Origin of the sequence: Paenibacillus gyeongsangnamensis (assembly GCF_027533625.1) — a bacterium.
GTDB classification, from domain to species: Bacteria; Bacillota; Bacilli; order Paenibacillales; family NBRC-103111; genus Paenibacillus_G; species Paenibacillus_G gyeongsangnamensis.
This window is the reverse complement of record NZ_JAQAGZ010000019.1, coordinates 130182-142470: the sequence shown is the minus strand read 5'-3', so window position 1 is coordinate 142470 and position 12289 is coordinate 130182. Positions and strand designations below refer to the sequence as shown.

General features: G+C 42.0%; 15 protein-coding genes and 1 pseudogene. 11 read left to right on the top strand and 5 right to left on the bottom strand.

Annotated elements, in window-relative coordinates; all coding sequences use genetic code 11:
* The first annotated feature begins 51 nt into the window (after positions 1–51).
* From O9H85_RS26050 to O9H85_RS26020, 7 genes are all read left to right on the top strand, one after another.
* Positions 52–1191 (top strand): MBL fold metallo-hydrolase, encoded by a 1140-nt coding sequence (locus tag O9H85_RS26050; RefSeq protein ID WP_269884338.1) that lies wholly within the window; start codon positions 52–54, stop codon positions 1189–1191.
* 17 nt (positions 1192–1208) lie between these two features.
* Positions 1209–1433: a sulfurtransferase TusA family protein gene (locus O9H85_RS26045; RefSeq protein WP_269884337.1), complete on the top strand. Its 225-nt coding sequence runs from the start codon at positions 1209–1211 to the stop codon at positions 1431–1433.
* A gap of 240 nt (positions 1434–1673) precedes the next feature.
* On the top strand, positions 1674–2156 hold the full coding sequence (locus O9H85_RS26040) for a DsrE/DsrF/DrsH-like family protein (RefSeq protein WP_269884382.1): 483 nt from the start codon (positions 1674–1676) through the stop codon (positions 2154–2156).
* An 85-nt stretch (positions 2157–2241) separates the two neighbouring features.
* Positions 2242–2502 (top strand): metal-sensitive transcriptional regulator, encoded by a 261-nt coding sequence (locus O9H85_RS26035; RefSeq protein ID WP_269884336.1) that lies wholly within the window; start codon positions 2242–2244, stop codon positions 2500–2502.
* Positions 2503–2529: 27 nt separating this feature from the next.
* A complete protein-coding gene (locus O9H85_RS26030) occupies positions 2530–2916 on the top strand; it encodes a rhodanese-like domain-containing protein (protein WP_269884335.1) in 387 nt (128 codons plus the stop codon).
* A gap of 360 nt (positions 2917–3276) precedes the next feature.
* Positions 3277–3666 (top strand): DUF302 domain-containing protein, encoded by a 390-nt coding sequence (locus tag O9H85_RS26025; RefSeq protein WP_269884334.1) that lies wholly within the window; start codon positions 3277–3279, stop codon positions 3664–3666.
* A 109-nt stretch (positions 3667–3775) separates the two neighbouring features.
* A complete protein-coding gene (locus tag O9H85_RS26020; RefSeq protein WP_269884333.1) occupies positions 3776–3991 on the top strand; it encodes a hypothetical protein in 216 nt (71 codons plus the stop codon).
* Between the two features lie 43 nt (positions 3992–4034).
* Here O9H85_RS26020 and O9H85_RS26015 read toward each other — a convergent pair whose 3' ends face one another.
* On the bottom strand, positions 4035–4253 hold the full coding sequence (locus O9H85_RS26015) for a VOC family protein (protein ID WP_269884332.1): 219 nt from the start codon (positions 4251–4253) through the stop codon (positions 4035–4037).
* Between the two features lie 290 nt (positions 4254–4543).
* On the opposite strand from O9H85_RS26015, the gene O9H85_RS26010 reads away from it, so the two are divergent.
* Positions 4544–5671 (top strand): low temperature requirement protein A, encoded by a 1128-nt coding sequence (locus O9H85_RS26010; RefSeq protein ID WP_269884331.1) that lies wholly within the window; start codon positions 4544–4546, stop codon positions 5669–5671.
* Positions 5672–6070: 399 nt separating this feature from the next.
* On the opposite strand, the gene O9H85_RS26005 is transcribed toward O9H85_RS26010, so the two are convergent.
* The 3 genes and pseudogenes from O9H85_RS26005 to O9H85_RS25995 form a co-directional block, all read right to left on the bottom strand.
* Positions 6071–6871, bottom strand: a complete 801-nt coding sequence (locus O9H85_RS26005) for a class I SAM-dependent methyltransferase (protein WP_269884330.1) — start codon at positions 6869–6871, stop codon at positions 6071–6073.
* Positions 6872–7104: 233 nt separating this feature from the next.
* Positions 7105–7556: pseudogene (locus O9H85_RS26000) on the bottom strand (DinB family protein).
* 17 nt (positions 7557–7573) lie between these two features.
* Positions 7574–8200 (bottom strand): carboxylesterase family protein, encoded by a 627-nt coding sequence (locus O9H85_RS25995; protein ID WP_269884329.1) that lies wholly within the window; start codon positions 8198–8200, stop codon positions 7574–7576.
* 476 nt (positions 8201–8676) lie between these two features.
* On the opposite strand from O9H85_RS25995, the gene O9H85_RS25990 reads away from it, so the two are divergent.
* The 3 genes from O9H85_RS25990 (at position 8677) to O9H85_RS25980 (ending at position 10810) form a co-directional block, all read left to right on the top strand.
* Positions 8677–9171 (top strand): hypothetical protein, encoded by a 495-nt coding sequence (locus tag O9H85_RS25990; RefSeq protein ID WP_269884328.1) that lies wholly within the window; start codon positions 8677–8679, stop codon positions 9169–9171.
* A gap of 450 nt (positions 9172–9621) precedes the next feature.
* A complete protein-coding gene (gene pyrE, locus O9H85_RS25985; RefSeq protein WP_269884327.1) occupies positions 9622–10164 on the top strand; it encodes an orotate phosphoribosyltransferase in 543 nt (180 codons plus the stop codon).
* Between the two features lie 139 nt (positions 10165–10303).
* Complete coding sequence (locus O9H85_RS25980; RefSeq protein WP_269884326.1) at positions 10304–10810, top strand: GrpB family protein; 507 nt, start codon at positions 10304–10306, stop codon at positions 10808–10810.
* A 507-nt stretch (positions 10811–11317) separates the two neighbouring features.
* Here O9H85_RS25980 and O9H85_RS25975 read toward each other — a convergent pair.
* Entirely contained in the window at positions 11318–12196 is an 879-nt protein-coding gene (locus O9H85_RS25975) for a helix-turn-helix domain-containing protein (protein ID WP_269884325.1), read from the bottom strand.
* Between the last annotated feature and the right edge of the window lie 93 nt (positions 12197–12289).

Below are 12289 nucleotides of genomic sequence, written 5' to 3'. Positions count from 1 at the left end.
TTACTTTTGATGCTCAAGTGAATTTCTATTAGAAAAAGTGGAGGACAAACCATGTCTAAAGTTCCATTGATTACTGCCGAACAACTGTACGACAAGTTGAATTCCGGCAATGACGTGCAAATTCTGGATGTTCGCAACACCGAAGAATTCGACAGTTGGAAGATTGAAGGGAACAATGTAAAATCGATCAACGTTCCTTACTTCAATTTCTTGGAGGAGGATGACAATAATCTTAAAAATTTGCCAACCAACGAAGAAATGGTCGTGGTTTGTGCGAAAGGAGGATCTGCTCAGTTCGTTGCGGAAACTTTAGCTGAGAAAGGTTATAAAACTTCTGTCCTGGATGGTGGAATGCTGGCGTGGAGTCAATTTTATCATCCGACGGTTGTTGCATTGGATGAAAAGATGAAATTGATTCAAATCAATCGATTGTCCAAGGGCTGCCTTTCCTATGCTATTATTTCGGAAGGCAAAGGCATGATTGTAGATGCCAATCAAAAGATTGAATTTTATACCGAGCTGGCGAGCCAATACCATTTTACCATTGAACATGTTGTAGACTCCCATTTGCATGCTGATCACATTTCCGGCGGACTTGCACTTGCACAGCAGACGGGAGCTGCCTACTATATCTCCTCCGGTGAAGTGAAAGGAACGGATCTGACGTATACGCCGCTGGAGAAACACGAATCGATCCGCTTCGGCCAAGTCGAGGTGGAAGTGCTTGCGCTGCCGACACCGGGCCATACTCCAGGCTCCACGTCGTTCCTGCTGAATAACCGGTTCTTAATGTCCGGCGACACCATTTTCGTCAGTGGTTTGGGACGACCGGACTTGGGCGGTAAAGCGAAAGAATGGGCCCAAGATTTGTATGATACGGTATTTAATAAAGTAAATAATTTATCGGATGAAGTTCTGGTTCTGCCAGCGCATTATGCGGATATTAAAGAAATTAACGATAACGGTATTGTCGGAGCTGCGCTCGGCGAAATTCGAAAAAACAATGAGATTATGCGTAATGCAGATCGCGAAGCATTTACTGAACAAGTTGCGGGAGCGGCTTCTACCGAGAAACCGCCCAATTTTGAAGAAATTATCGCGATCAATCGCGGTGAACTTCATGTCGGGCACGAACGCGCTGTTGAACTGGAAATTGGGCCGAATCGCTGTGCCTTTCATCATCATGATTAATAAGGAGAGATATTAACATGGCTAACTTAGTTGTAGATGCAAAAGGACTTGCTTGTCCTATGCCGATTGTGAAAGCGAAAAAAGGGATGGATTCCCTGGAGCCAGGACAGATTATGGAGCTTCAAACGACGGATAAAGGTTCCATGAAGGATTTTCAGGCTTGGGTAAACCAAACCAATCACGAGCTCATGGAATCCAGAGAAGACAACGGCGTATTCACCTTTATTGTGAAAAAGGGATAACGGCATTTGAAAAGAGCTGCCACTTCATGTTCGGTGGCAGCTTTTTATTAAGTTGATAAGAACTTATAAGTTTTCGTAGCTTATAGCTTCGCATCAACCTTGGTAAACGCGCTGGTCCTTGTAAGACAAGGACGGCGTAGCCGTTTATCCTGGAATCTCAAGAAACGAGATAGATTGAAGAAATTTTTTGCTCCGAATTAATACCTATACATGTATAAGTAAAGAACGAGGGGATGGATTATAGTGGAAAATAAAGAGAAAACGACGATTGTGCTGTTTAGCGGGGAATTGGATAAGGCGATTGCCGCATTCATTATTGCAAATGGGGCAGCTGCTTACGATCATGAGGTGACCATTTTCTTCACGTTCTGGGGTCTTAATGCGCTGCGTAAGGACGAATCGGTTTCCGTGAAAAAAGGGTGGCTGGAGTCCATGTTCGCTAAAATGATGCCGCGCGGTGCGAACAAGCTGGGTTTATCCAAAATGAACTTCGGTGGGATCGGTCCCAAAATGATCAAGCACGTCATGAAAAAGCATAATGCTATGACTTTGCCTCAATTAATTGAACTAGCGCAAGAGCAAGGGGTAAAATTAGTCGCTTGTACGATGACGATGGATCTGCTTGGATTGCAGAAAGAAGAACTTCTCGACGGAATTGAGTATGCAGGAGTCGCTGCCTATTTGGGTGACGCCGCGGATGCTAAAGTGAATTTGTTTATTTAACGGCTGTCCTATTTTAACATTGTTATTGTATATTCATTCGGCAATAATATACCTATACCGGTATAACTGAAAAGGAGGTTATTCTATGCAATACGATGATGATGTGAAAAAAAGATTAAAGCGGGTCGAAGGCCAAATTCGCGGAGTGTTAAAGATGATGGAGGAAGAGCAGCCTTGTAAAGATGTCGTGAGCCAATTGTCAGCCGTAAGAAGCGCGGCGGATAAAGCAATTGCCTATATCGTTGCAGTAAATTTAGAGCAGTGCATTCTGGAAGAAAAAGAAGCGGGAAGAGATTCGAGTAAAGTGGTTCAGCAGGCGATTGATTTGTTGGTCAAAAGCCGTTAAGGACTGAGAAAGGAGGAGGTCTTAAAAATGGATTATAATCTCATATTAAATATCGCGATCATCATTCTCGTTGTCTGGTTTGTTTATTCCCGATTCGCCGGAGTAAAAGGTCTTAAAAATTTAATGCCTGATCAATTTCAAGATGAGTTAAAGGAAAACCGTAATAAAATATTGATTGATGTCCGTGAGCCCGGTGAAGTAAAGCAAGGCTATATTGCGGGAGCGATAAACATTCCCTTATCTCAAATCAAACAACGATTTGGTGAAATCCCGCCGGATAAACGTATATATTTGTATTGCCGCAGCGGCATGAGAAGCAAACAAGCGGCGCGCATTCTTCAAAAGAACGGCTTCCACGAGCTTGCACATTTGCAAGGCGGCATGATGTCTTGGAATGGGAAATTAGTGAAATGAAAACAGAAAAAATCATTAGCTCATCGATGAGGCTAATGATTTTTTTTGCCTGTACATAAGTTTCATTTGTTTGCCAATACTTATTTTGTTGCTACTTGTAATGTTCCACATACCCTTCCAGGGATGGTATGAATTCCTTTTCGTAATGATCCTTTGGGCAGGACTTAATGATATGCGAAAAAAGCGTATTTGATTTGTTAGTGATAAGCGTATCTTTGCAAATAGGGCACTTTTCTTGAGTAAGTTTACTTATTAAATCCATCCCGAATACCTCCTTAAATCCGATTGATATACTATGAATTATAATATGGAGTCGAATTCATTGTAAATAAGAAATTTATGAAAGGGTGGTAAGAGCTTATGTTTCATTACACCGTTGAGACCAGTCAAACGGTAGAACAAGTTATTGATAAACTCGAGCATAACCTGAAGGAAGAAAAATTCGGTGTATTGTGGCATTTAGACATGCAAGAGAAGCTGAAGGAGAAAGGAATAGAGTTTCATCAAAGGTATCACATTCTTGAAGTCTGTAATCCTGTCGAAGCCAAACGTGTGTTAAGTGAAAATGCGGTCGTCGGCTATTTCTTGCCGTGTAAAATAACCGTATACGAGGACCAAGGAAAAACAAAAATCGGACTTCCCAAACCGACGGCGTTAATTGGAATGGTCGATAACGGTGCGCTTCAAGGTATTGCCGAGGATGTTGAAAAAAGATTAATTTTTTGTATTGATAAAACGAAATCCGTATGATCTAGCCGGGAACCCAGCCTGGAGTCTGACAATAACATGACCTTGCATAAAATGGATTTTGACAGGGGATTTTAATTCGATCTGTATACCGAAGGAGCTGAAGCAAAGCATGATCCATCCTAAAGACGACTACGGGGTATTAGGTAATGAAGTCGAAGTTGATTCGGATGTGAACGAGGATCGTAATCGAGAGGAGCAATTGGATGACTCCTTTGAGGCCTGGTATGGGAATATGGATGATCAGGTGAAGCAAAAGCTGGATCTCACGAGCGTTCCGCAAGACAGGGTGCTTGATTCGGCCGTCGGCCTGGATGAGGATCAATAAGAGAGTGGCTCTATTCATGCAGCCACTCTTTTTGTTTTAGGATTTAATTAATTCGTAAAACGATTGGGTAATCGGGTGCCACAAGGTCGAGCCAGGCGTTGAACTCATCAATGGCCAGTCGGCCGTCTGATGCAAGTCTGTTTCCCATCCGATTCACCAGATCAAAGCCGAGGACCTCCGTGTAGAATCGGATGGAACGCTCGAGATCAGATACCTTCAGGTGAACATGGCCGATGCGGGTGGCCGGGTGAACACCACTCATACATCTGCTCCTTTCAAGTCTTGTTTTGATTCGGTTCAATTCGTGAAACTGTGGGTCATAGGTGCGACAGGCAATGTGGGATCGCTGGTGGGTTACCATGCGACTACTCCCAAATTATGTTAAAGGTGTCGTATCGGTACTAGTCATGCCCCGGACGTTAGACAATCACCATTTTTGAGAATGGTATCGCTGTCCCCCTATCCGTAATCGATCACATCAGCTAAGATGGGTTAGTACTCAAATAATTTGTGATGGGGGATCCAATACATCAAAAGCAAAGGAGCACATTGATGAATAAAGATTCATCAGGATTTCAACGCAATGCAGCATTTGCTGAGAAGAAAGTTACCTGGCTGGAACTATTTTATGATCTACTTTTTGTAGCGGCAGTTTCAAAAGCGAGTCATGTCTTGATACATGTCAAATATGGCTCAATTCCAGTAGAATACTTAACGAAATTTGTTCTAATATTTGTTCCGATTTGGTGGGCTTGGGTAGGACAATCGCTCTTTGTAAATCGGTTTGGACAAGATATCATATCTCACCGAATATTTCTGATTCTACAATTATTTTTTGTACTAATAATGACGGCAAGCCTATCAGTTAATTTTGATCAATATTATATTCCATTCTTAATAGGCTATATTGGTTTAAGAGCTATGACTGCCATTCAATATCTTTCGGTACACAAGAAAGAAGAAGCACATAGAAAGATCACTGCCCGTTATTTGGGGAGTCGCTTTTGGATTGGTTTGGTGATATCATCTTTATCGCTATTCTTTGACTCGTGGATTCGTTATGTAGTTTTGTATGCGGGAATTGCTGTAGACATATTGCTTCCATTAATTGGCCGGCAATACTTGGTGAAAAGCCCAATAAATACTCACCATTTATTAGAACGCTTCTCACTGTTTACACTTATTCTTCTTGGCGAAGCAGTAATAAGTATACTAACAGTATTGCAGTCTAGCTACTGGACATGGCAATCTATTTTATTTGCGTCAATGACTTTTTTGTTAATTATTGCTATGTGGTGGCAATATTTTGACAATGTCGAAAAGAAAGTGGACAAAACAATAGAGACGGCAGGGCAAACCATAATTTATGGTCATTTATTCATTTATTTATCCATGTGTATGATCGCAGCTTCGATTCAATTGTTATTTTTGGAACAATTAAATTATTTATTTATGTTAAGCTTTATTTTTGGATCCGTATTGCTTTACTTTTTTTCAACTTCATTGGTCTTCCATAAATATAGACATATACATCTTAGATTGGGGATATCTCATTTAGCGATATTGTTAGGATTCCTGGGAGTTTTTTTTACAGTGGATTTGTTTTTCTTTATACCAAATTACATAATTATTGGAGAAGTGATGGCGTTCTTTGTTGTATATGCTAAATTAACGACTTGAGCTTAAGAGAAAATTATTAAGACTAATTTAATTACTATCTTTTTTGATCCCTGAAGATTGAACTCCCTCAGAATAGATTAGGTTCTTGTCAATTGACGATGACAAGAACCTAATCCCATTCCCGACAGAGATCGGAGAAGTGCAGAAGGCGTGGGCACGAGAAAAATACGCTGCGTTGGTCTAGAGAGTTGTCTCCTTTACACTCTGTATGAACTGCTCAGCTTACCTCACGTTGCGTTCATTCGAACTCCTTTTTGGATCGCAGGTAACACTCAATTAAAGGAGAACAGAGAATTAACGGGCACGTTAGTAGAGGAGCTTGCTTGAGGAAGCTCCTCTTTTGGTTTATTTAAGTAATTAACAAGTATGCTACTCTAACACTTCGATTCGTCTGATTGTTCAACCAGTGGCTTTTGCACGTATGAGGTAGTAAAAATTCGTTGTGTGGACACCTTTGTCGCTGGCGTAATGTTCAAATTGCATTTGGATTCCGTCAAAACACGTTTCTTTGACGAATTGGGCGAAACGTTCGCTTTGGCCGAAGCACACCATTGTTAGAATGTCTTCGGGAGTCGGGATATAGATCGTTTCCCGTAAGATATGATTTTCTATGACGTGTAAACGGCTGTCTGCAAGATACGCATTGATTTTGTTCAATATCGGAGTTCCCTTCGTTGGAGGGAAGAACAAGCCTGGGAAATAAGTGCCGAGCTCGCAACCTTCCCCGTTCCCATCTGCGGGATGAAGGGACAAGACATCGGCTTCTGATTTAAGAATACGATTCACATCGGGATACCAACTACCCGGCCCCTTCTTCGTATACGCGACGTTGAAATACCGATCCGCAAACGGAAGACCATCGTTATGTGTATATCCAAGAACATAACGAACATTCGATTTACTGTTACGGTTAGCCGTCGCGAGAAAACCCTCTGTCATGTCATAGCCAATGACTTCATCGGCTTGATCCGCCCAACGGTTCGTATACTCCCCGTGGCCACACCCTACATCAAGTACATTTCCACGGATAAGCTTCGATAACTCCTCTGTAAAAACGTCTTCTGCCGCAACACCTTCGCATGTGTAGTTCCAAGTATATTCGTATTTTCCTGTTTGTGTTGCAAGCTGATTGCACCAAGCCCTTGTTTGTCCTTTTAAATACTCAGGATGCTGATATATATCCGGGAAAATAAGTCCCACCTCCGATCAAGTTTGCCGGCCGGCATTAATAAGTTTATACAAAAATTTACATAAAGTATAGACTTATAATGATCAGGCAGTAGAGTCTGCCGAAGATAATCGAACAACCTCATTAAGCTATTGGGCAGATTAGTGAAATTAACGACTAGTGTTTTATAGAATTATTGTTACTACTCAGGTACCTATATATGGTAATCAAGGGAGCGAACGAATCAAAATGTCGTAGTAATGATTTATTTAACATATTCGATCATTCGCTTCATTATTGAAATTTGTCCCAAATGGATGCCTTCGTGTAATAACACTAAGCTTGCGAATTCTCCGAAGGTTTCAAATGGATTTTCCAGTCTCTCATTTATCTTCCCAGAAGGAATTTGTTGTAAACGGACCAACTGATCCTTTAATTGCAAGATGAGTTTATCTACAGAAGGTATATCTCCTTTCCATTCAGTCGGCCTTGTGCCTGTGTCAAATAATTCGATATAGTTTTCCGGCAGATGGATTGTAGATTTGTGGGGATAGCTAATAACTCCTTCTGTAATCGTTAATACATGACCGATGTGCCAATGGATCGTATTGTTAAAGCCTTCCGGCTTTACATCGATTATCTCCTCTGGGATGGACTCTACTGTACCGATAAAAAACCTCTCGTCAACTCAAATTGTTTAAATACAAGGTGGTTCATCTTCTCTCACCTTTCTTCTACATGATTTTGTGTCGTAAGAGCCACTCATAAAGCAATGGGTTGTTATACGTTATTGTCCCAATGTCATGACCGGCATCCGGATAAACGGTTAATTCCACTTTTCCTCCGTGTTTTTTTAAAGCTTCTACCATGTTGAGCGTTTCCTTCAAAGGCACGATATCATCTTCAGCACCATGAAATGCCCACACTGGGACATTTTTTAAGATATAGGCTTGTTCGGGTGCCCATCCTCCACAGATCGGCACAACTGCAGCAAACCTCTCCGGAAATTTAATGGCCAAATCCCAAGCGCCATAACCTCCCATGCTTGCTCCAATCAGATACACTCTCTTTGGGTCCACAGGATTTTTCGAAATAATCTCGTCAAGTAGGGCCTTTATTGCGTCAGTAATCATATTCCAAAATAAACCGGCAGGGCACTGTGGGGAAAATATAATAAATGGTGTTTCAGTAATATTATGTAAACTTCGCGGAAAACCACTGCTCTTTAAAAGCTTAGTATCATTTCCCCTTTGATTCACACCATGGAGAAAAACAATAAGTGGATAATCTCGATTATTTTCTATGTTATTCGGTAATGAGAGGAAGTAATGTAATTTTAACTTGTCATTAATTTGATCCATTAGTTAATCTCTCCTTAGTTCACGTTTTAATTATTGTATCATCTGTTCAATTCACTGGTTTCTTATCGATTGCTTATTTTCATGGAGGCTTGGAAACCTTTCTTTTACCTCAGATGAGAAGAGAAATACATGTAAATAGAATTAAACCAGTAATTGAAATTATTGGATTGAGCGAAAGGGCGGAGATGTTGATACGACGGGTAACGCTAGTGAATGATTTCAATTTGAGTAGGTGCCGCGGCGACCTGCTCTTGGTCATTGAAGTAACGGGCAGTTTACGTCCGCCGAGTTTTATTTGACTACTCTAAGTTAATGTATCTCGCATTGCTACGTCCCATAAGAGCAAAGGTGTCGGCTGGCGTTACGAATATAAGAACAAGGAAGAAACATCAGGGTCACCGATTAGTATTTAAGTTCCGAAACTTTCGTACCAATTGATACGTCTTTAAGATACAAGTGAATTAGGGGGGACATGGTTGAGGACGACTACATCGATTTGGGCTACAACGTTGACTCTTCTTGCACTCACCTTATTAATAAATCAATCAGGTTTAAAACAGAAACTGGTTCCTAAAAAGGTTCCTATACTATCTGCTGCTGATATTAACTTAGTGAGAATTGCCTTCCCTCTGCCAAATATCAACGTAAATCAGCCACTTTTCGCTGGACTCGACGACGGCAAAATAGAACAACTAGCTCAGTGGTATGACGAAGCGCGGACGGTTGCGGATACTTCACTGTCAGCGCCTCACCGGGGTTGGCATTTGCAGTTTGTACGCAAGAATAACACGGTTGTAGATATTACGCCTGCGTCCCATTGCAACCGAAGTACCGATAAAACCGGATCTATTACAATCGCTTGTTCAGCGGCGGAAGACCGGGTGATCGTAATGGATTCAGCAAATAAACAACATAAATCGGTTTTTGCTATGGCCCCGTCACTTTATCGTTTTGATTGTGAAGGATCATGAGATATGGATGCCAACTGTTTCGATGTATGATTATCCAAAAACCGTTCAGGCAGGTGGGAGTTTTGAATTAAAAGGAAACGGGTGGACTGACGGAAATGTAAAGTTGGAGCTGAGGGAAGGGAATAAAGTATTGTTGCGGAAGGAAGCTATCCCCCAATATGGCCGCTTCTCTATTATATTGACCATTCCCTCTGACTTATTGCCGGGAGACTATTACATATACTTCGTGAATCCAGACGGGTCTTCGCGCGGAAGCCCAATTCACGTTGAATAAGCTTTTAAATCCTCTAAGAAGTTACCCAATCGCTCAACTAACGGAGACAATAGTTCATTAAATTAAATCACGAGGCTGCCGCAGACATTGATCGGCAGCCTCGCTGTGCTAACTGGCAGATATCTTAAGTGAATTTATTATGGTAAAATAAAGAAAAATCTGGGGGTAGATGCGAAATGGAAAGACTAGCATTAGCCAACGAGATATATAAAACAGCACATTTGACGGGTACTTTTAAGTTAAGGTCGGGAAAGGTGTCAAATGATTACTTTGACAAATATTTGTTCGAATCAAACCCTGGTTTGTTAAATGAAATTGCCGAGCTTTTATCAGAATTAATTCCAAAAGACACTGAGATATTGGCGGGTCTTGAAATGGGCGGAATTCCTATTGCAACAGCCTTATCGTTAAAGACAGGCATTCCAGTCGTTTTTGTAAGAAAAAAAGCTAAAGAATATGGAACCTGCAAACTGGCTGAGGGAACTGATATCCGGGCCAAAAATGTTTGCATCATCGAGGATGTTGTTACGACAGGCGGACAAATATTGTTAAGTGCCCAAGATTTGAAAAATTTTGGTGCCATTGTGAAAAACGTATTATGTGTCATCGAACGTGAACAACAAGGCAGGGATAATCTTGAGGCTTCAGGGCTTATATTCTTGTCCTTATTTAAGATGGAGGAACTCGTTGAGGCAAGTCTTAACAATGCTTTAAGGTAATTGAGACAAAAGCAGATTATACCTCACAATGGAGCTGCCGCTGAACAATGCTGGCAGCTCCGTTCAGCTATTCATCGGGCAGGAATATGCAAAAAGCTGTAGTACAAGTAGTTAGTAAACATATTGAGGGGAGAGTTATATGGGTTCAAGTGTAATAGTCGTACAATATGATCCCGATTGGGTTCGATTGTTTGGAAAGTTACAAGACTTTGTGCTTCCAGTTTTAAGCGACCTTGTACTCACGATAGAACACGTAGGGAGTACATCTGTTCCAGGGTTAGCAGCTAAACCGATTGTTGATATGGATGTGGTCGTGTCTACGCAAGCTGATGTTCATACTGCCATTCAAAGGCTCGCCACCCTAGGCTATGTTCATGAAGGTGATTTAGGCACTTCCGGACGGGAAGCTTTTATTCCCCCCGACAATGTCCCTTGGCATCACCTGTATGTGTGCACGGTAGAAACCGCCGAATATAAACGTCATATCCTGTTTCGAGATTATTTGAGAAGTCATCCGGAGGACTCCAAAATGTACGGTTTCTTGAAGTTAGAACTTGCACAACGATTTCACAATGACCGTGCGGCATATACAAATGCAAAGAGCGAATTTGTGAATGAGATACTGAAACGTACCGGATGGAAATGACAATATTCTAGTGTACTGTTGCACTAACGGAGACGATAGCAGAATTGCGGTTGCCCTTTGGCAGTCGTTGTTATCCGCTCAGTTAACAGGATTATCTTAAGGAGGAAACTTTTTATGAGTAACATTGATATCTTATCGAATGCATATAAAGAATCTTCCTGGTTCCATTTCTTAGGTTACTGCAAGAACCAAATACAATACTTGCCTATTGAAGTAAGGGATAGTCTTTCAGACATTGATATCGACAAGGAGATTAGATTGTGTTAATTGTTAGACTACAACGCAATGCTAAAAATTGGCTTTATCAAAAAGTGCCTGTTCTAGACGAACAAACACCATTTGAATTAAAACAATGAGGCTGCCGATATCAATGATATCGGTGGCCTCTTTTTATGGGCTGCAAATGATACATCGGCAACCGTCGCTCCAGAGAATCAAGAAAGATTTTTCGAGCTGCTTACCAGTAAGTCCTTTTATTTATGTTCTGGAAGTTAATCGCGATTTCGCCTATTTACTCTTAAGCCTGTATGCTCTAGGCGTCATCCCGGTGAGGAGCTTGAAGGTACGATTAAAGTGACTGATATCTTCAAAGCCGGTTTCATGGGCGATGGCAATGATTTTGTCCGCCGTCTGCGCCAGCAGACGCTTCGCCAGGCGGATACGCATTTCGTTGCGGTACTCCAGGAAAGTGCAGCCTGTCTGCTGCTTGAACTTTAAGGAGAAGGACGTGCTGCCCAGTCCGCACATCCGGCTGACCTGTTCCAGAGTCAGCGGCTTCTCACAATGGGCGGCGATAAAATCACAGACTCTTCCGATCAGAGCCTTATCGTCCGGTTGGGTGCCGAGCGAGTTGGTCTGTTTGGCGGCATAGCACCGGCTCAAGAAGACCAGCGTCTCGATTAACTTCGTCTTGACCAGCAAACGGTAGCCGATCTGTTTGCCTGAGAATTCCGCCAGCATCTGCTGCAGCAAAAATTTGGCTTCGGATTGCTGAGCCGTCGTCAGCGACAGTCGTGTCTGAAACAAGGTTGAATTGCGGGTAAACGGCTCCAAATAAAAGAAGTCGATGAAGGATTCGACTTGCCCCAGAGCTTTGAGTTCCTCCGCTAAGAAGGAAGGGTGGAACAGGACATTATATACATCAAAGCAAAAGCCGGGCTCTAACTCGTATGCGTGCTGCGCTTCCGGCTCGATGATGAATACATCCCCTTCCTGGATGACGTATTGTTCACCTCGGTACGTATGCAGCCCGCGGCCGCTTCTCACGTAGACCAGCTCGACGAACTCATGAGAGTGTGTCGGAACGGCATGCGGAACCGGAAATACATCAATAAAGAAAGGGAATCCATCAATTTCGAAAAATTGCTCATTCTTATAACGTGTCATCATGCCCCCCCCTTATTCCCCAGTATAAGTAAAATTCCTTATTAGAGTCCATTCAAAGATGCAGGTCAAACAGATAAACTCCAAATGAAGAAT

What these genes read in the sequence shown, in the direction of transcription:
- O9H85_RS26015 (WP_269884332.1), bottom strand. Translation starts at nt 4,253, where the DNA reads ATGAGTGGTGTTCACCCGGCCACCCGCATCGGCCATGTTCACCTGAAG.
- O9H85_RS26045 (WP_269884337.1), top strand. Translation starts at nt 1,209, where the DNA reads ATGGCTAACTTAGTTGTAGATGCAAAAGGACTTGCTTGTCCTATGCCG.
- O9H85_RS26025 (WP_269884334.1), top strand. Translation starts at nt 3,277, where the DNA reads ATGTTTCATTACACCGTTGAGACCAGTCAAACGGTAGAACAAGTTATT.
- O9H85_RS26035 (WP_269884336.1), top strand. Translation starts at nt 2,242, where the DNA reads ATGCAATACGATGATGATGTGAAAAAAAGATTAAAGCGGGTCGAAGGC.
- O9H85_RS25975 (WP_269884325.1), bottom strand. Translation starts at nt 12,196, where the DNA reads ATGACACGTTATAAGAATGAGCAATTTTTCGAAATTGATGGATTCCCT.
- O9H85_RS26020 (WP_269884333.1), top strand. Translation starts at nt 3,776, where the DNA reads ATGATCCATCCTAAAGACGACTACGGGGTATTAGGTAATGAAGTCGAA.
- pyrE (WP_269884327.1), top strand. Translation starts at nt 9,622, where the DNA reads ATGGAAAGACTAGCATTAGCCAACGAGATATATAAAACAGCACATTTG.
- O9H85_RS25980 (WP_269884326.1), top strand. Translation starts at nt 10,304, where the DNA reads ATGGGTTCAAGTGTAATAGTCGTACAATATGATCCCGATTGGGTTCGA.
- O9H85_RS26030 (WP_269884335.1), top strand. Translation starts at nt 2,530, where the DNA reads ATGGATTATAATCTCATATTAAATATCGCGATCATCATTCTCGTTGTC.
- O9H85_RS26050 (WP_269884338.1), top strand. Translation starts at nt 52, where the DNA reads ATGTCTAAAGTTCCATTGATTACTGCCGAACAACTGTACGACAAGTTG.
- O9H85_RS26010 (WP_269884331.1), top strand. Translation starts at nt 4,544, where the DNA reads ATGAATAAAGATTCATCAGGATTTCAACGCAATGCAGCATTTGCTGAG.
- O9H85_RS25995 (WP_269884329.1), bottom strand. Translation starts at nt 8,200, where the DNA reads ATGGATCAAATTAATGACAAGTTAAAATTACATTACTTCCTCTCATTA.